Consider the following 19,992-nt stretch of genomic DNA (forward strand, 5'->3'; position numbering starts at 1 on the left):
GCACGATGGAGCCGTTCGAAGACCGCGATATCATCGTCGTAGACCTCGGGTTCGGAGATGCGGGGAAGGGAGCAACCGTCGATTGGCTTTGCTCCGACCAAGCCGATTTGGGTGTGGCCGCAGTGGTCCGGTTCAACGGTGGGGCACAGGCAGCGCACAACGTGACGGTCGGCGAGCGCCACCACACGTTTTCGCAGTTCGGTTCGGGAACGCTGTCCGGCGTCCCGACGTTTCTCTCGAGATTCGTGTTGGTCGAGCCCATCGCGCTCGCCCGGGAGGCGCGTGCTCTGGAAGCGCTCGGAGTTCGAAATCCGTTCGATTTGATACGGATCGACGCGCGCGCATTGTTGACGACGCCGATTCACGTGGCCGCCAACAGGGCTCGTGAGGATGCTCGCGGCGGTAACCGACACGGCTCGTGTGGCAAGGGGATCGGTGAGACCGCGGCGTATGCGCTCGAAGTAGCGAATGCGCCTACGGTGGGAGACTGCCGGCGACCTGACTCCTTGCGTCGTAAGTTGTCGGCGTTGGCCACATTCTACGGACCGTTGATCGCGGAGAGTCGCCACGGTTTTCCGCCGATCGACGACATGGTCGACATGTACGCGGAATTCGGTGCCGTCGTGGACATCGCCGACCCGGATGCGCTGGGCGCGTTGGGTGCCGGTGGTCGTCTGGTATTCGAGGGGGCACAAGGTGTCCTTCTCGACGAGTGGCGGGGGTTTCACCCACACACCACGTGGTCGACGGTCGAGCCGTCCAACGCGCGAGCAATGATCGACGAGTTGGGCCGGGACAGTTACGTACTCGGCGTCACCCGCACCTACATGACACGACACGGAGCTGGGCCCTTCCCGACGGAGGATCCGGAGTTGGCGAAGGTGTTGCCCGAGCTGCACAACGGGACGGGTGAGTATCAAGGCGGATTCCGGACGGGCCACCTCGACGAGTTGTTGTTGCACTACGCAATCGAGGTGAGCGGTGGCGTCGACGGTTTGGCGCTTACTCATCTCGACGCGATGGATCGCGCGCGGGCTGCAGGCGTCCCGATCCACGGGGTGCACGCGTACGAAGGATTGCCGTTCGTTCCGGTCGGAGAGTGGAAGGATCTCGATCACCAGCAGGCGCTGACAGATTCCCTGAAAGCCGTAGGGGTCGTGCCGAAGGAACTTCCGGCCGACCCGGAGGATTTCGCCCGGTATCTGAGCGAGGAAATGGGTGCGCCGGTAGTGCTGACCGCGAACGGTGCCGACCGGGTCGATCGTCAGGTGCGATGCCCAGTGCCTGCATGATGGACGGTGTGGACCAGTCACTTGTCTCGATCGATGTCATCGCGCTCCGGTTCGGCAATCCGGAACCCGGGATGTTGCGATTTGCCGTCACTCCGCGGCAAGCGGAGCCGTACACCGGGCAGTTGGCGCTGCCCGGTGTACTGCTGGGCGCCGGTGAGCGGTTGCAGGACGCCGCCAGGCGAGCCGTGACCACCAAGCTCGGAATTCCCGACGAGAAGATCCTCGTCAGCGGTCAATTGACCGTGTTCGACGAACCCAATCGCGACCCCCGCGGTCCGACGCTCTCGGTGACCATGTGGGCAGTGATCTCGTCGGACGAGGTGCCGGGTTCGGCCGAATGGGTGAGCTGGGACAACCCGGGGGACCTTGCGTTCGACCACAATCGGATAGTCGCCGATACCCGCCCGATCCTTGCTGACACCCTGTTGTGGCGAGATCAGGCATTCACGCGGGCACTACTGGGTCCGTCGTTTCCGGCGTCGTACGCGCTGGCCGTGGCGGAGGAGCTTTCCGGTGTGCGTCCGGACCCGGGCAATTTGAACCGGACGCTCAAAGCGTTGCCAGGGCTGGAACGTACGGACGAACGAGTCCGGGTCAGTGCCACCGGGCGACCCGCGGTGGTCTGGGCGTGGACCGAAAACAGCTGACCTACCTCAGAAGTTGCCCCGCGCGGCCTGCTCACGCTCGATCGCTTCGAACAGGGCTTTGAAGTTTCCCAGTCCGAATCCCAGTGAGCCGTGGCGTTCGATGATCTCGAAGAACACGGTGGGACGATCTCCGATCGGCTTGGTGAAGATCTGAAGAAGATAGCCGTCCTCGTCACGGTCGACGAGGATGCCTCGCTTCTGCAATTCCTCGATCGGAACTCGAACCTCTCCGATACGCGCGCGCAGTTCTGGATCCTCGTAATACGAAGCCGGAGTGGAGAGAAACTCGATTCCTTCGTCGGCCAGAGCGTCGACTGCTCCGAGGATGTCGTTGGTCGCAAGTGCGAGATGCTGAGCGCCGGGACCTTGGTAGAACTCGAGGTACTCGTCGATCTGTGACCGCTTCTTCGCGATGGCAGGTTCGTTGAGTGGGAACTTGACTCGGTGATTGCCGCTCGAGACGACCTTGCTCATCAGCGCGGAGTAGTCGGTGGCTATGTCGCCGCCCACGAACTCGGCCATGTTGGTGAATCCCATGACGCGGTTGTAGAAGTCGACCCACTGGTCCATCTTGCCGAGTTCGACATTGCCGACGACGTGGTCGAGGGCCTGGAAGATTCGCTTGGGCGCGCCGTCACGCTTGCGGTACGACGACGTCCGTTCGACGTATCCGGGAAGGTAAGGGCCGGTGTAGCGGGAACGGTCGACGAGGGTGTGCCGAGTCTCGCCGTACGTCGCGATGCTGGCCAGGCGAACGGTGCCGTGCTCGTCGGTGACGTCGTGCGGTTCGCTCAACACTGTCGCGCCTTGGGTGATGGCGTGTGCGATGCACTTGTCCACGTCGGGGACGCTGAGCGCGATGTCGCGGATACCGTCGCCGTGACGGCTGTGATGTTCGATCAGCGGACTTGCCGGATCCACAGCGCCCTTGACGACAAACCGCACGGCCCCGCTTTTGAGTACAAACGCGTGGTGGTCGCGGTTTCCCGTCGACGGGCCTGAATAGGCCACCAATTCCATGCCGAATGCGGACTGGAAGAAATGTGAAGTCTGCGTGGCATTTCCGACGATCCATTCGAGGCCGTCCCAACCGCTCACGGGGAAGGGATCGTGATCGCTGTCGTACTCGACCAAGCCGATCAACTGGCGCAATTGCTCCAGATCCAGGCCGGCCAACTGTTCGTCGTCGGTGAGAGTCTGTTCGACGGTCATGATGAGTCCCCTCTGAGTGCGATGTACACAGCGCGGTGCGCGAGTCATGTTCGGCACTGCCAGTACAAACAGATAAGTCCTTCAGAGGTTGGGTAGTCAACGGAGGTAGTTGAAAGTAGACACAGCGCCGGAATGCGAAGATGGTGGCACTGTTTTGTAGGCAATTTGCATAGTTGAACGACGAGTGGAGCAGACGTGAATCTCGACGCAGTGGATCTGGCTCTGTTGGACGCGATGAACAAGCACCCGAGAGCCGGTGCGTTGGAGCTTTCGCGTCAGGTCAAGGTTGCGCGGGCGACAGTGCAGGCGAGATTGAAAAGGATGGAAGATGCAGGAGTCATCGCCGGGTATGCTCCGCACATCAACTTGGCTGCAGCGGGTTTCGGAGTACAGGCATTCGTGACTTTGCAGATCGCTCAGGGGGCGCTCGACACCGTCACAGCGGAACTCGAGGCAATCCCCGGTGTGCTCGAAGCCTTTGCCACCACCGGCTCCGGCGACGTGCTGTGCCGGATTGCTGCTGCGTCGCACGAGGATTTGCAAGCGACGCTGCTCGAACTGAATCGGTCGGGGATAGCCACCCGGTCGACCAGCGTCATGGTTCTCTCGGTTGTGGTGCCGCTCCGGTCGATGCCCCTCCTGCAGACTCTGCAGTCGGAGCAGACGACCAAGGCCCCGGCGTACCGACGAGGCGGTCAGTCTCGCTGACGACCCGGAGCCCAGAATCCCAGAACGATCGCGGATACCCACATGATCGCAGCGAGCGTGAGTGCTCCTTGATCCATGCCTTTGATGAAGGCTTCACGGGCGAATTCGGCCAACTGGGCACCCTGCGGCCCGGCTGCTTCGGCGACGTGGAGAGCGGCGGCCAGAGAACCGGATACCGGCTCCTTGGCCGGTTCGGGTAGCAAGTCGACCGCGGGCTGGACGTGATTTCCGTAGCCGGCGGCGAGGATACTTCCCGCCAGTGCAACGCCGATGGCGGAGCCGATCTCACGGGTTGCGTCGTTGACTGCTGAGGCAACCCCCTGTTTGGAGTCCGGTGCGTTGGAGACGATGGCAGCAGTGGCGGGGGTTGTCGACAAACCCAAACCAATAGCGGCCACTACCAAGGGAACACAGACTTCGGCATAGGTCGAACTGGCATCCAAGCGCGTCAGGAGTGCAATTCCGGTTCCGAGGAAGGCAACCCCGGTGGCGGTGAGAGCGCGAAGGCCGATACGCGGAATCAGTAGGGGAGCAACCACGGACAGCGCCATCACCGGCACAGCGATCGGCATCAGGGCGAGCGCCGATTGCAGGGGGGAGTAGTCGAGCACCAGTTGGAGATACTGCACGATCAGGAAGAACAAGCCGAAAGTCGCCAGGAATTGCAGGGTCAGTGACGCTGCGCCACTGCCGAATGCGCGGTTGGCAAACAGCCTGACGTCCAGAAGTGGATGGAGAGTGCGTAATTCGACCCAGCTGAAGACTGCCGTCATGGCAATTCCGCCGATCAGCAGAGCAAGGACTACCGGATCGAGCCAACCACGGGCGGGTGCCTCGATCATCCCCAGGACGAACAGTCCGATCGAGCCGGCGATCAGTGCGGTGCCTGGAAGATCGAGTGGAGTTGCCTCCGCGTCCTTCGACGTCACGATCGTGAACGACACCACGAGAATCAGGACGGAGACGACGGCCAGGCTGACGAATATCGAATGCCACGACCATTTTTCGAGGAGCAGGCCGGAGACGACCAGTCCGGCGATTGCACCGGAACCAGCCACTCCGGACCAGACTCCGACCGCGCGGGCACGCTGGGCCGGCGGAAAACCTGCGGTGAGCAGAGACAATGTCGCGGGCATGACAAATGCGGCGCCGACGCCGGAGATCACGCGGGAGACGATGATCCACGACGGTTCGTCCGCGAAGACCGGAATCGACGACCCGGCAGCAAAAACGAGTAGTCCGAACATGAGCAGTTCTCGTCGACCGTATCGATCGCCGAGTGCGCCCGCCGGCAACAAGAGACAAGCCAGCGTGAGCGTATACCCGTCCACGATCCACGTGAGCTGGCTCTGTGTTGCACCGGTATCGCGGGCCAAGTCGGGAAGGGCCGTGTTGAGCGCGGCCATCGCTGCGACGACCAGCGCGACGGCGCAGCACGCGACCGTCAGCATCCAGATCTGTCGGATGGTCCACGTGGACTGTTCGAGCGTCGTATCGCTACTCACGAAACCTCCCGATAGAAACAAGACCATCAGTATCGTTACAAGAACAGCAGTTCCACAACCCCCAAGTGGGTATAACTGAAGTTGTGACGGTGGGAATCGACAAGCAGGGAATCGAACAGCAGGGAAACGACGAGGACCCGCGCAAACAGCGTTCCAGGTCCAGGTTGCTCGACGCAGCGACCACGCTGCTGGCAGAAGGCGGCGTCGACGCCGTGACGATCGATGCCGTCACCAAGTTGGCCAACGTCGCGCGTGCGACGCTGTATCGCCATTTCGACAGCGGCACGGAGTTACTCGCCGCGGCATTTGCACGTCTACTGCCGCCGGTGCCGGAGATGTCCGGGGAAGGTGACCTCCGCGCGCAGTTGCTCGAGTTGTTGACCAGTCAGGCCAAGGCCATCGAAAGCGCACCGATCCAGGTGACGGCGATGTGCTGGCTCGGCTTGGGGCCGGAACTGAAGGGTTATTCGAGCGTCGATGCCCTGTCCGCGGACAAGCCCGAATTGCGATCGCTGCGCCAGACGGTCTTCGAGCAGTACCGACACGCGTTCGATCGGATCCTGCGCTCGCCGGACGCGATCGACGCGTTGGGGGAGTACGACTACGACGTCGCACTTGCTCAGTTGGTCGGACCTTTGGTGCTCACCAAGCTGGCCACGCTGACGCCTCTCGGGGAGGCTGCGTGTGAGCAGATCGTGGACGACTTTCTGGCTGCACGCGGAGTGTCGAGCTGAGAGCTCACGGCTCCAGATTGCGGCGTAGCACGTACTGCTCGAGCCTGTCGATGCCGCGCACTCGTCGCGGACGAAGGTGTCGCAGTTTGAAATTGGCGTCCGAGCCGAGCTGGGTGGCCAGCTCGGAGTCGATCAGCACAGTGCCGGGACGAGCAGAGCTGGTGAGACGCGCGGCCTTGTTGACCACCGAACCGTAGAGATCTCCGAAGCGAACCAACGTCGGCCCCATGGCCAGACCCACCCGAAGCTGCGGATCGTCGTGATCGGCGAGGACCGCCTGCTGGATCTGCAAAGCGATCTCGGCGGCGTGGTGGGGACTTTCAGCGGCAAACATGACCTCGTCACCGACGGTCTTGACCACCCAGCCGTAGTTGCGACCGATGATTTCGGTGGACGCGGACTCGAACCGCTCGAGCAGATCGTTGAGTTCGGCGGAGTCGAGGCCGCGGGTCAGCGAGGTGTACCCGACGATGTCGGCGAAACCCACGACCAGAACACGACTCGCTACTTCTTCGCCCGGGTTTCCGACGTTGCGTCCCGTCGAGGACGCGACGTGGCGCTTCCAGACGTACGTCTGCAGAGATTCGACAGCGGGAATGATCTCGGCGCCGAGGCGCAGAACGATCTTCCGGATCGCTTCGGGCTCGTGATCTGCCGAGTCGGCGAGCTGGTCGATGATGTGTGTGCTGATCAGCGAGACCTGCCACTCAGCCAACCTCGACATCGACTGCCCCAGTGAACGGGCGGCAGCAACCTCACTGCTCTGCGAGATGACTCCTCGATTGACCATGTCGATGATCGTCTTGAGGGCGTTGGCGTCTTGCTGGGTGAACATGACGGCGTCGGGATCCTCGTCGACGGCAAAGCCCATCGCGACCCACAAACGATCGGCACGCTCGCGTGTCACACCGGCGAATTCCGCGATCTGCGATTGCGTGAAGCAGCGCGGTCCGCCGAGGAGGGACTCCTCGATGTCGGCTTGAATCCGGCTGAGCAGATGAGCATCGACGTCGACCGGATCAGCAGTGTGAGATTCGGCAGCGTGAGATTCAGCAGGGGCGGGTTCGGTGACCTCGTCGATCCACTCTGACTCCGAACTGCTCACCGTGCTCCTTCTTGCCGCAACGAATTCCTGTCCACCATCTTCCACGCGGTGCCCCGAGAACAGTACTGAATTGGCCGAACCGCCTACGGATCCTCGGGCTCAGGCGGGCGGTGAGAGTCAACACGTCGGTGGCTTGTGCAAGAGTTGCCCCGAGAAAAGCACTGTCGATACCGAAATGCACGAGATACTTCTGAAAGGACCTGCGCATGCCACCCCGTAGACGTTCCGGCGCTGCCGCATCAACGCCGGATCACCTCACTGCGGACAATCTGGCAGCGCTCGCCACGGCTGTCGCCGAAGGCAAGCGCGCCACCGTCTATCTGCGCGAGGCGACTCCCAGCCTGGGGATCGAAGCCGGTACCTCGGCGAAAGTCGTGTCGGTGGACGGCAACACCGTGATGATCCGCCCCAAAGGCGTCAACGACGAATTGCCTTTCGAGGCAGAGGAATTGCGCATAAACCGCGTCTCCGCGGCACCGGCCAAACCGGCGCCACGGCCCAAACCAGTTGTGGAGTCCGAGCCCCTGATGGAGCCACTCGTAGAGCCTGTTCGACCGAAGCCGCGTGCGCAGCCTGCACCCGCTCCGGTACCGACTACCACTGCTGCCCCTGCCGCGACACCTCGTCCGGCCGTCAAGCGTGCGAAGAAACTGCCGGCCGGTATCAGCGTCACCATCCATGCCGGCGCGGACAACGACTGGAGCGTGACGGTCACACAGGGCGCCAAGCGTCCGGGCAAAGCAGTTCCGGTCGCACCCGATGCGGTCGAGCGAGCTGTCCGCGAGTTGGGTGAGCCCACCGCAATCGAGGCTGTCGAGTCCATCATCGTCGCTGCACGGGACATGGCTGCAGCGCGAGTCGACGAGTTGAGTCGTCAGCTCGAGGAGGCACGCAAGATGCTCGAGGCGCTCGGAGCTACCGACTAGAAACGCTGCGTAGGTCCGCACTTTCCGGGGTATGCGTTTTTTGCAGCGGGGAGATTACCGGCGGAGAGATTGTGATGTTGCAGCGAATTGTTTCGGCTCTGGCAGCGTTGGTCTTGGCACTCGGACTCGGGTTCATCGTCAGCAGCAACGCTGTTGCTGCACCCACGCCCATGGGTGGTGGTTCGGGCATCATCATCGACAATCAACTGGTCTGTACGTTGACCACTATCGGTCACGACAACGGCGGCAGACTCGTGGGTATCACCGCAGGTCACTGCGGTGGTCCTGGATCGTTCGTGATCCCGGAAAGCAACGAGGACGCAGGCGTGGTCGGCGCGTTCGTCGAGTCGAACCCGGACCTGGACTACGGGGTCATCCAGTTCGATCCGGGCAAGGTCACACCAGTTCGAACGGTGGGCGCGGCAACCATCACCTCGATCGGCGCTCCGGCCAGCTTCCCGGCTACAGCCTGCAAGGAAGGCCGTACGACGGGCACGACCTGCGGCGTCGTCTGGGGAGACCTGAGCGCCGACGCATCCACCTGGACTCAGATCTGCGTCGACCACGGTGATTCGGGAGCCCCGGTCACGGTCGGGACGACGCTGGTCGCGATGGTCAACGCCTACCTCTGGGTGCCGTGCCTGGGGCCGGAACTCGGCACCAACATGACCTCCATCGTGGACACGATCAATGCCCACGGAGGCGTCGGCGCCGGGTACCGGCCCATCTAGCGGCGAGCTGGGATCAGCCGCACACTGCTCCACCCGAGGCTGATCCCACGAGCTTGGAGTACTTGGCCAACACACCACGTGTGTAGCGAGGCGGCAACGGCTCCCAGCCCTTCTTGCGGGCTTCCAATTCGGAGTCGTCGACCAACAATTCGAGTTGTCCGGTACCCACGTCGAGTCGGATCTGATCGCCGTCGCGAACGAACGCGATGGGACCGCCGTCGACGGCCTCGGGCGCAACGTGTCCGACACACAGGCCGGTGGTGCCACCAGAGAATCGTCCGTCCGTCAGCAGCAGGACGTCCTTGCCGAGACCCGCGCCCTTGATCGCGCCCGTGATGGCCAGCATCTCGCGCATCCCGGGACCACCCTTCGGGCCCTCGTAGCGGATGACGACAACGTCACCGCCGGTGATGGTGCCGTCCTCGAGAGCATCCATCGCGGCGCGCTCGCGTTCGAAAACCCGTGCAGTGCCGACGAATACATCAGACTCGAATCCTGCCGACTTGACCACCGCGCCGCCGGGCGCGAGTGACCCCTTCAAGATCGTGATGCCTCCGGTCGGGTGAATGGGCTTGTTCATCGCCCGCAGGACCTTGCCGTCCGGATCGGGCGGGGTGATGTGCGCGAGATTCTCCGCCACGGTCTTACCGGTGACGGTCAGGCAATCTCCGTGCATGAGTCCCGCGTCGAGCAATGCCTTCATTATCACGGGGACGCCGCCGATACGGTCGACGTCCGTCATGACGTGCTTTCCGAAAGGCTTGACGTCGGCGAGGTGCGGGACCTTCGCGCCGACGCGAGCGAAGTCGTCGAGCGTCAGCGGGACGTACGCTTCGTGCGCGATCGCGAGGAGATGGAGCACCGCATTGGTGGATCCGCCGAATGCCATGACTACTGCAATGGCGTTCTCGAACGCTTCCTTGGTGAGGATGTCCCTCGCGGTGATACCTCGACGCAGGAGTTCGACAACGGCTTTGCCGCTCTCGCGGGCGAAGCCGTCGCGGCGACGATCCGGTGCGGGCGGTGAAGCGCTGCCGGGCAGCGACATTCCCATGGCCTCGGCGGCGCTGGCCATCGTGTTTGCCGTGTACATGCCGCCGCACGCGCCTTCGCCCGGGCAGATCGCCCGTTCGATGGTGTCGACGTCGGCGCGGCTCATCAGCCCACGCGAGCAGGCGCCAACCGCCTCGAACGCGTCGATGACGGTGACTTCCCGCTCACTGCCGTCGGAAAGTTTGGCGACGCCGGGGAGGGTGGAGCCGGCGTAGAGGAACACGCTGGCGAGGTCGAGGCGGGCCGCCGCCATCATCATGCCGGGCAACGACTTGTCGCAGCCGGCGAGAAGGACCGATCCGTCGAGACGCTCGGCCTGCATGACGGTCTCGACGCTGTCCGCGATCACTTCACGGGAGACGAGGGAGAAGTGCATGCCCTCGTGCCCCATCGAAATGCCGTCGGAGACGGAGATAGTGCCGAATTCGAGAGGGAACCCGCCGGCTTCCCGTACGCCCTCCTTGACGGCCTTGGCCAGGCGATCGAGGGACAGGTTGCATGGCGTGATTTCGTTCCAGGACGAGGCGACGCCGATCTGCGACTTGACCCAGTCGTCGTCGCCCATTCCTACTGCACGCAACATGCCGCGCGCTGCGGTCTTTTCGAGTCCGTCGGTGACGTCACGACTTCTGGGCTTGATGTCGGGTTCGGTCATTTTCCAAGCATAGGCGTCAGCGGGGTGTGTTTCCGGCAGACGAGCGACTCGACTTGCCGACAAACGCCGTCCGTCGTGAATAGACTCGTCGCATCGCAGTTGGGGCTGAGTGTGCAGGTGATTGACGTACAGGGGGATTCACGTGGAGTCGGAACTGACTTCGGCTTTCGGATTTGCAGTTCTGGCCGCCTTCTTGACCGGTAGTGGTGTCTTCCTGGTCGTTCTGACGGTTCTGCACGAGATTGCCCGGTGGAAGGGCCGCTTCGTATCGGTGTGGGTGACTTTCTTTGCCGCTCTGCTGATACTGCCCATCCTGTTCGGCGCGTTGATCGCAGGCTATTCCGCGTTCTCCGAGGTCGACGGGTCCGAGGCTCTGCTTCCGCCGGCGTTCTGGATCCTGATCGCGGCCGGGGGTGCACTCGGCGGTTACATCGGAGTCAAGGTCGGTGTGGTTCGAGGCTCGGCCCTCGATTACCGGTTGTAAGCGGGATCGACTCGATCAAACTTCCAGAGAAGCGCAGGCGAAGCCTGGGTGAACATCCCGAAGCTCTCTTGAACGCCCGTTCAGGTGCGGGTTCACTCCTAGCGTGCACACGAATGCCTTCGATCGAATATCCAGACGTGGCCTGCTGCAGGGATCGGCGGCCCTCGCCGGCGCAGTAGGTCTCGGTGTCGCTTCGGCGAGCCACGCCGGTGCCGAGGTTCCGGGTGGCAGCCCGGGCTTCGCGCACGGCGTGGCATCCGGTGACCCGTTGCCGGATGCGGTGATCATCTGGACCCGCATCACCCCGACGGCAGACGCGACGCCCGGTTCCGGCGTCGGGCCGGCGGTGACTCTCAACTGGCAGGTCGCGACCGATGAGGGGTTCGCGAGCGTCGTTGCGTCCGGAAGTGTTGCTGCTTCGGCGGATTCCGATCACACCGCGAAGGTCGACGTCACCGGACTCGATTCGTCGACGACGTACTGGTACCGATTCACTGCGGGTTCGGCTGTTTCTCCGGTGGGCCGCACCCGTACGGCTCCGTCGAACTCGGCAGATCTCGATCGTCTCCGCTTCGGCGTGGTGTCCTGCTCCAACTGGGAGGCGGGGTATTTCGGTGCCTATCGTCACCTCGCATTCCGCGAAGACCTCGACGCGATCATCCACCTCGGTGACTACATCTACGAGTACGGGCAGGGGGAGTACGGCGCGAGAAACGGATCCGTTCGCCTTCACGAGCCGGCCCACGAGATCATTTCGCTGGCCGACTACCGAATTCGGCACGCGCAGTACAAGACAGACCCGGATCTGGCAGCTCTGCACCTGAAGCTCCCGTTCATCACCACGTGGGACGATCACGAATCGGCCGACAACGCGTACCGGGACGGCGCCGAAAACCACACTCCCGGTGTCGAAGGTGACTGGGCAGATCGAAAGGCCAACTCGGCCAAGGCATATTTCGAGTGGATGCCCGTCCGCCCGTCGGGTAGTGGTTCGAGCGTTCAGCTGTATCGTCGGTTCCGCTTCGGGAATCTGGCCGAGATCTCGATGCTCGATCTGCGTACTTACCGCGACGAGCAACCGACCATGAAGCAGGTCGACGATCCGTCGCGCACCATTACCGGACGCGCACAGATGGATTGGTTGACCAACGGAATCGTCACCTCCCCGACGCAGTGGAAGGTCGTCGGCAATCCGGTCATGATCACGCCCTGCGTGTTCCCGCCGCTGGAACCGGCGACCACCGCGGCGTTGACCGAACTGGTGGGTGTGCCGCAGGCCGGTGTCCCGTACAACACGGATCAGTGGGACGGGTACACCGCCGACCGCACCAGGCTTTTCGACGCGATCACCTCGAACGGTGTGGACAACACCGTCTTCATCACCGGTGACATCCACACGTCGTGGGCCTGCGACCTACCGACCAACGCCGCCAACTATCCGGGTGGGCCGACCGTCGGCGCCGAGTTCGTCGTCCCGTCGGTGACGTCGCCCAATATCGACGACATGCTGAAAGTGCCACCGCGCACGGTAACCGTTGCGGCAGAAGAAGCATTCAAGGCCGTGAACCGACACGTGCGGTACGTCGAACTGGATTCGCACGGCTACGGCGTATTCGAAATCGCCCGCGAAGGTACTCAGATGGACTGGTACTACGTCGACGATCTCACCAATCCGCAGAGCAATGCGCACTACGCCGTGAGCTACCGTCTTCCGGCAGGCGCGGGCAGTAGAGTCTCACCCACCTCGGCCGCCCTCGATCAGGCCTCGTACCGACCAGGAGTCGACCAGTGAGTATCGAAGTTTCGCGTCGTAGCGTTCTGATCGGTGGAAGTGTTGTCGCCGGAACGGCATTGCTCGGAACGCCCGCTCGCGCGAGTGTTCCCACCAGCGCCGGAATCCCAGACCTGGACGTGCATGTCATAGTCGTCGACGGCATGCGGCCGGACGAGCTGCGATCGGAGCTCACCCCGACGCTGACCGGGCTTGCGGCCGGCGGTATCCACTACCCGGACGCCAGCGCCATCACGATCGCAGAGACGCTGCCGAACCACACGGCGATGATGACGGGAGTGCTGCCGGCGCGTTCGGGCGTACCCGCCAACTCCGTCTACGATCCGGCCATCGACAAGAAGCGTGACCTCGATCGGCCTTCCGACCTGCAGGCATCGACGGTTCTGGATCGGGTACGCACCGAACTCGGATTGACCACTGCGAGTGTGCTGTCGAAGCGCTACCTTCACGGGCTGTTCGGTGACCGCGCCTCACTGGTGTGGGATCCGCAGCCGCTCGTTCCCGGTACCGAGCATGCGCCGGACAACTTCACGATCGACGCCTTGATCCGTATCGTCGGCGGGAACTCGCCGCGGCTCTCGTTCACCAACCTCGGTGACGTCGATCGGGTCGGGCACCTGGATCTGTCCGGTCCGTCCGTCCGGATCGCTCGCACGGCTGCACTTCAGAACACCGACAACCAGGTTCGCCGCTTCGTCGACTTCCTTCATGACACGGGGCGCTGGAATCGGAGCATTCTGATCGTGTTGGCCGACCACTCGATGGACTGGTCGGAGCCCGCGCGGCTCATCGGCTTGGATCGACCGCTGAACGCGGACCCGTTGCTGGCAGGCAAGATTCGAATCGCCCAGAACGGTGGCGCAGACCTGATCTACTTCGTCGGACCCGATGGCGAACGGGCGGAAGCCGTCAGCCGGATTCAGCAGATCGTGGATGGTGTGGACGGCGTCGAATCCAGCCACCTCCCCGCCGAATTCGATCTCGGCACCAATGCCGGTGACGTCGTTGCGTTTTGCGCTCAGGGCTGGCGGTTCAGTGATCCGACTCCACTGTCCAACCCGATTCCCGGCAACCACGGCCATTTCGTGACACTGCCCATCCCGTTCTTCCTCAGCGGCGGGCATCCCGCTCTCGACGGTGGACGGAAGATCGACACGCAGGCTCGCACGATCGACGTCGCACCGACGGTTGCGGCTCTGCTCGGCCTCGGTGCACCTGCCGGCGGCTGGGACGGCGTCGCCCGCACGACGGGTGTGTCGCTGAACGTCTAACGAGGATCGCGACCGGTCAGGGCAATCAGCTTGTCCTGCAACGACGCATCGTCCGGGAGGTCGACGGGATCGGAGAAGAGTCCGCTCTCGGCGAGCATGTCGCGCTGCCCGTCGAGGTCGGACCAGACGGCCTCGACGAGGTCTGGATCGAGTCGCTCGTCTGCTCCGACCGCTCGCGCGAGGTCCCAGGTGTGGATCGTGACGTCCGAGGTCTGCTGGCGCAGATAGGGTTCCACCTTCACCGTGCCGTACGAGAGGTGAACGTGGGCACTGAGGTCCGTCGATTTCCACGCTTTGATTGCGGCATCGGAGTACTTCTGCCATTCGGTCCACAGGTCGTCCCCGACGGGAACGATGTCCGGTGTCGCCTCGCCGACCGTCAGTCCGGCCAGGAGCGGCGGTACCCACTGCTGCTCCTCGATGACGTGGCGGACGAGGTGTTCGACGTGCCAGTCGGAGTCGGGCGTGGGTGCGTTCCAGTCCTCGACCGCAGCGAGTCGTGAACCGAATTCGCGGTGGGCGGTGAGTACGAGTTCGAGCCAATCGAATGCCATCACTCGAGGGTAACCCGATCAGCGTGACGTTAATCGGTGCGTGAGGCTTCGATTCGGTGAAGACTGTCGGGGTTGTCGCTCAGTCGAATCGAGGAGTTTTCATGACCGTCCCCACCGTCACTCTGGCCGAAGGTCTCACTGTCAGCGCCCAGGGATACGGCGCGATGTCCGTCGCCCCGGTCTACGGCCCGGTGGATCCGGCCGAGGCGCTCGCCACGCTGCACCATGCGGTGGACATCGGGATCACATTCATCGACACCGCGAACGTGTACGGCGAGGGATCGAGTGAGCGGGCGGTGGGAGAGCTTCTCAAAGACCGCCGGGAGGAAGTGCAGTTGGCGACCAAGTTCGGTCTGGTCGGCAACATCGCCAACGGTCAGCGCGGGATCAACGGAGACCCGGCTTACGTGCCGCGGGCACTCGACGAGTCTCTGGGACGACTCGGCGTCGATCATGTCGACCTCTACTACTTGCACCGGGTCGACCCGAACGTGCCGATCGAAGACACCGTCGGCGCGATCGCGGAGCAGGTGAAGGCGGGCAAGGTCCGCAACATCGGACTGTCCGAGGCGACCGGTGACGAACTGCGTCGTGCGTACGGGGTACATCCGATCGCGGCGATCCAGTCGGAATGGAGCATCTGGAGCCGTGACGTCGAGAACAAGGTAGTACCCACCGCGGCGGAACTCGGAGTCGGGTTCGTGCCCTTTTCACCTGTGGGCCGAGGCTTCTTGGCGGGATCGTTCGATGCGGCGACGCTCAGTGACAACGACCTACGCCGACGCTTCCCCCGCTTCTCGGACTCCGCACTTCCCGCCAATCAGAAGGTTCTCGACGTGGTCCGCGCCGTCGGTGAGGAGCTCGGCGCGACGCCTGCACAGGTTTCCCTGGCATGGCTCGATGCCAAGGGCCGCCAGTACGGGTTGCCTTCCGTTTCGATTCCCGGCACTCGGTTCGCTGCACGAGTCACCGAAAACGCCGGAGCGTTGGACATCGTTTTGAGCGAAGACCAGATCGCTCGCCTCGACTCCCTCGCCGCGATCACCGAAGGCTTCCGTTCGGCCGATCTGAATTGGGTGTCTCAGGGCCGCGAATAATCATGTCCTGAGCCTTGCGAAAGACAGGAGTAACATACAGACCCGATGAAAAAAGTGTGGTTGGTCTGGGGTGTCGGTGTTTTTGCCTACGTGATCGCCGTGCTTCACCGCACTTCGTTCGGCGTCTCGGGTCTGTCTGCTGCTGATCGGTTCTCGATCTCGCCCAGCGTTCTGTCGAGCTTCGTCGTGCTGCAGATCGTCGTGTACGCCGGCATGCAGATTCCGGCGGGAGTCCTCCTCGACCGCTACGGTTCGCGGATCATGATCGCAGTCGGTGCGTTCATCATGATGTCCGCGCAGTTGGCTCTCGCCTTCACCGAATCGCTGCCCGTCGCGATCGGTGCACGTATTGCCGTCGGTGCCGGGGATGCACTCACCTTCATCTCGGTGTTGCGGTTGGTACCGCAGTGGTTCCCGCCCCGGCAGGTGCCGTTGGTCTCGCAGTTCACGGGCATCCTCGGTCAGCTGGGCCAGGTGATGTCTGCGCTTCCGTTCATGTTGCTGTTGTCCGGACCGGGCTGGACTTTTGCCTACGGCAGCGCTGCCGCTGTCGGACTGTTGGCGTTTGCGCTGGCGTTGAGTGTCATCCGCGATGCGCCTCCCGGTGCCGACGTGGTCGCCGTGCCGGCCGGCGCCAAGGAGATCGGGCGACAGATCAAGACGGTGTGGATGCGGCCCGGCACCCGACTCGGGTTCTTCAGCCACATGGGGACTCAGTTCTCGATCACGACGTTCGCGCTGCTGTGGGGTGTGCCGTACCTGAAATCGGCTCAAGGCCTCGACTCCACGACGGTCGGCTCGCTGCTGACGCTGTCAGTCATCTCGGCAATCGTGGCCGGCCCGATCCTCGGTATTCTCACCGGTCGCTATCCCATGCGTCGATCGTGGTTGGTTCTCACCATCATGGTGGCCAGCGCGCTCATGTGGACGATCGTGCTTTCACGAAGCGAACCGTCTCCGCTCTGGTTGTTGACGATCCTGGTGGTCGTCATCTCGGTGGGTGGGCCGGGTTCGGTGATCGGCTTCGACTACGCGCGCACATCCAATCCGAGTTCGGCGATGGGCACCGCCCAGGGCATGGTCAACATCGGGGGATTCCTCGCTTCCCTCATCGTGATTCAAGTGATGGGCGTCATCCTCGGGCACATGGGCGGGTACACGTTCGACGGATTCCGTGTCGCCTGGATGGTGCAATATCCGGTTTGGATTCTCGGTATCGTCGGTGTGCTCGTCACCCGAGGCAAAGCCCGGCGAGCCCTCGCAGCAGAAGGCGTACACGTACGGCCGATTCGCGAAGTCATTCGCCGCAACAAATAACTCGATCGCATCGGGTAATTCATCCCCTGCGGGTGAGGTTCCCAAGCGTCCGAGCCACCAGGCTTGATGGATGAACGACGCAATGAACATCGGACCGGTCGAGCTCGTGGTGCTGGCATTCCCAGGTTCAACTGTGGATCCTGAAGCTGTCGCCGCGCTGCAGAACGTGGTGGAACGAGGTTTTGTCACTCTGCTCGACCTCGTGTACATCGCCAAGGACGCGGACGGACAGGTGTCGCAGATCGATGTCGACGAAGATCTCACCGACATCGGACTGGCGATTCTGTCCATCGAAGCCAAGGCATTGATCAGTGACGAGGACCTGGACGTGGTCCGTGAGTCACTCGAACCAGGAACGTCCGCCGCAGTCATCGTCTACGAGCAGACGTGGGCGCGTGAGCTCGCGTCGACGGTTCGCGGTGGCGGCGGCGACGTAGTCCTTCACGTTCAGATACCGCGCGAGGTAGTCGTCGCAGCGGTCGAAGCAGCATTTCAGTAGCGACAATTACCCAAGGAGTTCGGCATGGTTTTTCGAGGTGGACGCAGAGGGCGGCCGGGGTTGCTCGGCACGGTGGCGCGCACGGCGGTAGTGGCTGGAACCGCAAAGGCGACGTCCAACGCCATGGATCGACGGAGTCAACGAAAGGCCAGCGAGCAGCAGCAGGAATATCAGCAGGAGTACCAGCAGCAACAGCCGCCGCCGCAGCAGCAGGTCGCCCCCGTGCAGTCCGTTCCCCCTTCAGGCGCGGACGATCTGGTCTCCAAGCTGCAGGAGTTGGGACAGCTTCATCAGTCCGGCGTGTTGACCGATGCCGAGTTCGCGGCGGCAAAGGCGCAGTTGCTGAGCTAGCCCTGCTGTTCTCTTCAATTGCGGCAATGCGCATTGCCGCAATTCGGCGTGAAAGGCTGACTTATGATCGACCCACGTGCGGCATCGGCCGCAATCGAAGCCGCGAACGCCCGAGTCGCCGAGACTCTACCGTTCTCCGACGACGCCGACTTCACCGAGGCGAAGCGGGGTTTCGTCGCCGCACTCGATCCGGGGCTGGTTGCCGATTCGGACGGGAAAGTCCTGTGGAACAACGATTCCTACGCCTTCCTTGACGAGGACTGCCCGCCAACGGTCAATCCGAGCTTGTGGCGTCAGTCGAAGTTGGTCGCCAAGCAGGGACTCTTTGCGGTGACGGATTCGATCTATCAGATTCGCGGACTTGATCTGTCGAACATGACGTTGATCGAGGGAGATACCGGAATCATCGTCATCGATCCACTGATCTCCCGGGAAACCGCTGCCGCTGGTCTCGCGTTGTATCGGGAGCATCGTGGTGATCGACCGGTTGTCGCGGTGATCTACACGCATTCGCACATCGACCACTTCGGCGGGGTCAAAGGTGTGACCACCGACGACGACGTCGCCGCCGGGCGATGCGTGATCGTCGCACCCACCGGGCTCGTGGAGCACGCGGTGGAGGAAAACGTCTATGCGGGAACGGCAATGGCTCGACGTGCGGCCTACATGTACGGAGCGGCCTTACCCCGAGGTCCCCGAGGTAGCGTCGGAGCCGGGTTGGGGCAGACCACCTCAACCGGCACACCGACGCTCATTTCGCCGACGGTGTCGATCTCGAAGACAGGTCACACGGAGACGATCGACGGCGTTCGGATCGAATTCCAGATGACGCCCGGAACCGAGGCCCCGTCCGAGATGAACTTCTACTTCCCGGATTTGCGCGCACTGTGTATGGCGGAGAACGCAACTCATACTCTCCACAACCTGCTCACGCTTCGCGGTGCCCTGGTACGAGATCCTCACGTCTGGTCTGCGTACCTGACGGAATCGATCAATCGTTACGCCTCACGATCCGACGTTCTGTTTGCGTCCCACCACTGGCCGACGTGGGGGACCGAACGGCTCACCGAGTTCCTGTCATTGCAGCGCGACCTCTACGGGTACCTTCACGATCAGACACTTCGTCGAATCAATCAGGGGTGGACCGGTCTCGAGATCGCCGAATCGATCGAGCTGCCACCTGCATTGGCGCAAGCGTGGCACACGCACGGGTACTACGGTTCCGTCAGTCACAACGTCAAAGCCATCTACCAGCGATACATGGGTTGGTTCGACGGTAACCCTGCGCATCTGTGGGAGCATCCACCCGTCGAATCGGCCAAGCGTCACGTGGAGTTCATGGGCGGATCAGCAGAAGTGTTACGGAAAGCTCGGGAATCATACGAGCGCGGCGACTTTCGCTGGGTTGCGCAGGTGGTGAACTACGTGGTCTTCGCTGAACCGGACAACGTCGAGGCCAAGAATCTGCAGGCCGATACCTTCGAGCAACTCGGGTACGGTGCCGAGAACGGCACATGGCGGAACTTCTACCTCACCGGTGCATACGAACTGCGCAACGGCTCAGTGGGGACGCCCACGGTTGCCGCGGCGCCCGACATCACCGCGGCGCTGTCGGTAAGTCGAGTCTTCGATGCAGTATCGCTGCGCGTGGACGGAGTGCGCGCAGCGGGCTCGCACATCGTCGTCGATTGGAACATCACTGACGAAAACATCGTGCACCGAACGGAACTCAGCAACGGAGTTCTGATCCATTTCGACGTGGAAAGTGGGTCTGCAGATGCTGGGTCTGTGGATGCGATGTTCAGTTTGAGTCGTCTCGGCTTGCTCGGTGTGCTGCTCGGTGGTGCGGACTTGGGTGCTGAGATCGCGAACGGAACCATCTCGGTTTCCGGCGACCCGGCGAAGCTCGCAGAACTTGCCGGATACCTCGACGAGCCGGATCCGAACTTTGCGATAGTCACTCCGACCTAGCGCTGTATCAGTCGTGAACGAGACTGTACTTCAATAGGTCTCGAGTGTAGGTCTTCTTGAAGTTGTCCGGTTTGTCTCTGGTTATCGA

19 protein-coding genes are annotated in these 19,992 nt (G+C 62.7%); 14 read left to right on the forward strand and 5 right to left on the reverse strand.

The genetic code is table 11. The annotated features are described in order from the left end of the window. The first annotated feature begins 5 nt into the window (after positions 1 to 5). Together RhoBH5_RS18270 and RhoBH5_RS18275 are read left to right on the forward strand one after the other, a co-directional pair. Complete coding sequence (locus tag RhoBH5_RS18270) at positions 6 to 1,292, forward strand: adenylosuccinate synthetase (protein WP_208690622.1); 1,287 nt, start codon at positions 6 to 8, stop codon at positions 1,290 to 1,292. After that, on the forward strand, positions 1,289 to 1,939 hold the full coding sequence (locus RhoBH5_RS18275) for an NUDIX domain-containing protein (protein WP_020909123.1): 651 nt from the start codon (positions 1,289 to 1,291) through the stop codon (positions 1,937 to 1,939). Before RhoBH5_RS18270 ends, RhoBH5_RS18275 begins: the two co-directional genes overlap by 4 nt. A 6-nt stretch (positions 1,940 to 1,945) precedes the next feature. Here the strand turns inward: RhoBH5_RS18275 and hppD are convergent, their stop codons facing one another. Beyond that, positions 1,946 to 3,151 carry a 4-hydroxyphenylpyruvate dioxygenase gene (gene hppD / locus RhoBH5_RS18280; RefSeq protein WP_270008629.1) on the reverse strand — a complete coding sequence of 402 codons (1,206 nt, stop codon included), beginning with the start codon at positions 3,149 to 3,151 and terminating at the stop codon, positions 1,946 to 1,948. Positions 3,152 to 3,346: 195 nt separating this feature from the next. Here hppD and RhoBH5_RS18285 point away from each other — a divergent pair, with 195 nt between their 5' ends. Continuing rightward, complete coding sequence (locus tag RhoBH5_RS18285; protein ID WP_003939810.1) at positions 3,347 to 3,859, forward strand: Lrp/AsnC family transcriptional regulator; 513 nt, start codon at positions 3,347 to 3,349, stop codon at positions 3,857 to 3,859. Here the strand turns inward: RhoBH5_RS18285 and RhoBH5_RS18290 are convergent. Continuing rightward, complete coding sequence (locus RhoBH5_RS18290; protein WP_214924403.1) at positions 3,847 to 5,391, reverse strand: MFS transporter; 1,545 nt, start codon at positions 5,389 to 5,391, stop codon at positions 3,847 to 3,849. The two genes, RhoBH5_RS18285 and RhoBH5_RS18290, sit on opposite strands and share 13 nt — an antisense overlap. 56 nt (positions 5,392 to 5,447) lie before the next feature. Here RhoBH5_RS18290 and RhoBH5_RS18295 point away from each other — a divergent pair, with 56 nt between their 5' ends. Then, on the forward strand, positions 5,448 to 6,098 hold the full coding sequence (locus RhoBH5_RS18295) for a TetR/AcrR family transcriptional regulator (RefSeq protein WP_058226560.1): 651 nt from the start codon (positions 5,448 to 5,450) through the stop codon (positions 6,096 to 6,098). Positions 6,099 to 6,102: 4 nt separating this feature from the next. Here RhoBH5_RS18295 and RhoBH5_RS18300 read toward each other — a convergent pair whose 3' ends face one another. After that, positions 6,103 to 7,203: an adenylate/guanylate cyclase domain-containing protein gene (locus RhoBH5_RS18300; RefSeq protein ID WP_372025141.1), complete on the reverse strand. Its 1,101-nt coding sequence runs from the start codon at positions 7,201 to 7,203 to the stop codon at positions 6,103 to 6,105. Positions 7,204 to 7,409: 206 nt separating this feature from the next. Here RhoBH5_RS18300 and RhoBH5_RS18305 point away from each other — a divergent pair, with 206 nt between their 5' ends. Continuing rightward, a complete protein-coding gene (locus RhoBH5_RS18305) occupies positions 7,410 to 8,129 on the forward strand; it encodes a DUF6319 family protein (protein ID WP_003940205.1) in 720 nt (239 codons plus the stop codon). 74 nt (positions 8,130 to 8,203) lie between these two features. Beyond that, a complete protein-coding gene (locus tag RhoBH5_RS18310; protein WP_270008630.1) occupies positions 8,204 to 8,860 on the forward strand; it encodes a serine protease in 657 nt (218 codons plus the stop codon). 13 nt (positions 8,861 to 8,873) lie between these two features. On the opposite strand, the gene ilvD is transcribed toward RhoBH5_RS18310, so the two are convergent. Next, on the reverse strand, positions 8,874 to 10,568 hold the full coding sequence (gene ilvD, locus RhoBH5_RS18315; protein WP_003940201.1) for a dihydroxy-acid dehydratase: 1,695 nt from the start codon (positions 10,566 to 10,568) through the stop codon (positions 8,874 to 8,876). 142 nt (positions 10,569 to 10,710) lie between these two features. On the opposite strand from ilvD, the gene RhoBH5_RS18320 reads away from it, so the two are divergent. The 3 genes from RhoBH5_RS18320 to RhoBH5_RS18330 all read left to right on the forward strand — a co-directional run bounded on the left by RhoBH5_RS18320 (position 10,711) and on the right by RhoBH5_RS18330 (position 14,115). Beyond that, positions 10,711 to 11,052 carry a hypothetical protein gene (locus tag RhoBH5_RS18320; RefSeq protein WP_003940142.1) on the forward strand — a complete coding sequence of 114 codons (342 nt, stop codon included), beginning with the start codon at positions 10,711 to 10,713 and terminating at the stop codon, positions 11,050 to 11,052. A 103-nt stretch (positions 11,053 to 11,155) separates the two neighbouring features. After that, positions 11,156 to 12,844: an alkaline phosphatase D family protein gene (locus tag RhoBH5_RS18325; RefSeq protein ID WP_003939836.1), complete on the forward strand. Its 1,689-nt coding sequence runs from the start codon at positions 11,156 to 11,158 to the stop codon at positions 12,842 to 12,844. Further along, the gene (locus RhoBH5_RS18330; RefSeq protein ID WP_054187442.1) at positions 12,841 to 14,115 is read left to right on the forward strand and encodes an alkaline phosphatase family protein; all 1,275 of its coding nucleotides are present in this window, start codon (positions 12,841 to 12,843) and stop codon (positions 14,113 to 14,115) included. Before RhoBH5_RS18325 ends, RhoBH5_RS18330 begins: the two co-directional genes overlap by 4 nt. Here RhoBH5_RS18330 and RhoBH5_RS18335 read toward each other — a convergent pair. Next, on the reverse strand, positions 14,112 to 14,669 hold the full coding sequence (locus tag RhoBH5_RS18335; RefSeq protein WP_007732609.1) for a TIGR03086 family metal-binding protein: 558 nt from the start codon (positions 14,667 to 14,669) through the stop codon (positions 14,112 to 14,114). The two genes, RhoBH5_RS18330 and RhoBH5_RS18335, sit on opposite strands and share 4 nt — an antisense overlap. A 101-nt stretch (positions 14,670 to 14,770) precedes the next feature. On the opposite strand from RhoBH5_RS18335, the gene RhoBH5_RS18340 reads away from it, so the two are divergent. The 5 genes from RhoBH5_RS18340 (at position 14,771) to RhoBH5_RS18360 (ending at position 19,904) form a co-directional block, all read left to right on the forward strand. Continuing rightward, a complete protein-coding gene (locus RhoBH5_RS18340; RefSeq protein ID WP_054187478.1) occupies positions 14,771 to 15,766 on the forward strand; it encodes an aldo/keto reductase in 996 nt (331 codons plus the stop codon). Positions 15,767 to 15,811: 45 nt separating this feature from the next. After that, positions 15,812 to 17,083, forward strand: coding sequence for an MFS transporter (locus tag RhoBH5_RS18345; RefSeq protein ID WP_007732605.1), 1,272 nt, complete (start codon positions 15,812 to 15,814; stop codon positions 17,081 to 17,083). Positions 17,084 to 17,153: 70 nt separating this feature from the next. Further along, positions 17,154 to 17,582: a DUF6325 family protein gene (locus RhoBH5_RS18350; RefSeq protein ID WP_007732604.1), complete on the forward strand. Its 429-nt coding sequence runs from the start codon at positions 17,154 to 17,156 to the stop codon at positions 17,580 to 17,582. A 24-nt stretch (positions 17,583 to 17,606) separates the two neighbouring features. Further along, complete coding sequence (locus RhoBH5_RS18355) at positions 17,607 to 17,933, forward strand: SHOCT domain-containing protein (protein ID WP_003939954.1); 327 nt, start codon at positions 17,607 to 17,609, stop codon at positions 17,931 to 17,933. Between the two features lie 63 nt (positions 17,934 to 17,996). Beyond that, complete coding sequence (locus RhoBH5_RS18360) at positions 17,997 to 19,904, forward strand: alkyl/aryl-sulfatase (RefSeq protein WP_270008631.1); 1,908 nt, start codon at positions 17,997 to 17,999, stop codon at positions 19,902 to 19,904. The last annotated feature ends 88 nt before the right edge of the window (positions 19,905 to 19,992 follow it).

This window comes from Rhodococcus sp. BH5, from assembly GCF_027583855.1.
GTDB classification, from domain to species: Bacteria; Actinomycetota; Actinomycetes; order Mycobacteriales; family Mycobacteriaceae; genus Rhodococcus_F; species Rhodococcus_F qingshengii.

Coding starts and splice junctions, on each gene's coding strand:
- RhoBH5_RS18270 (WP_208690622.1), top strand. CDS start 6: ATGGAGCCGTTCGAAGACCGCGATATCATCGTCGTAGACCTCGGGTTC.
- RhoBH5_RS18275 (WP_020909123.1), top strand. CDS start 1,289: ATGATGGACGGTGTGGACCAGTCACTTGTCTCGATCGATGTCATCGCG.
- hppD (WP_270008629.1), bottom strand. CDS start 3,151: ATGACCGTCGAACAGACTCTCACCGACGACGAACAGTTGGCCGGCCTG.
- RhoBH5_RS18290 (WP_214924403.1), bottom strand. CDS start 5,391: ATGGTCTTGTTTCTATCGGGAGGTTTCGTGAGTAGCGATACGACGCTC.
- RhoBH5_RS18305 (WP_003940205.1), top strand. CDS start 7,410: ATGCCACCCCGTAGACGTTCCGGCGCTGCCGCATCAACGCCGGATCAC.
- RhoBH5_RS18310 (WP_270008630.1), top strand. CDS start 8,204: ATGTTGCAGCGAATTGTTTCGGCTCTGGCAGCGTTGGTCTTGGCACTC.
- ilvD (WP_003940201.1), bottom strand. CDS start 10,568: ATGACCGAACCCGACATCAAGCCCAGAAGTCGTGACGTCACCGACGGA.
- RhoBH5_RS18335 (WP_007732609.1), bottom strand. CDS start 14,669: ATGGCATTCGATTGGCTCGAACTCGTACTCACCGCCCACCGCGAATTC.
- RhoBH5_RS18340 (WP_054187478.1), top strand. CDS start 14,771: ATGACCGTCCCCACCGTCACTCTGGCCGAAGGTCTCACTGTCAGCGCC.
- RhoBH5_RS18345 (WP_007732605.1), top strand. CDS start 15,812: ATGAAAAAAGTGTGGTTGGTCTGGGGTGTCGGTGTTTTTGCCTACGTG.
- RhoBH5_RS18350 (WP_007732604.1), top strand. CDS start 17,154: ATGAACGACGCAATGAACATCGGACCGGTCGAGCTCGTGGTGCTGGCA.
- RhoBH5_RS18355 (WP_003939954.1), top strand. CDS start 17,607: ATGGTTTTTCGAGGTGGACGCAGAGGGCGGCCGGGGTTGCTCGGCACG.
- RhoBH5_RS18360 (WP_270008631.1), top strand. CDS start 17,997: ATGATCGACCCACGTGCGGCATCGGCCGCAATCGAAGCCGCGAACGCC.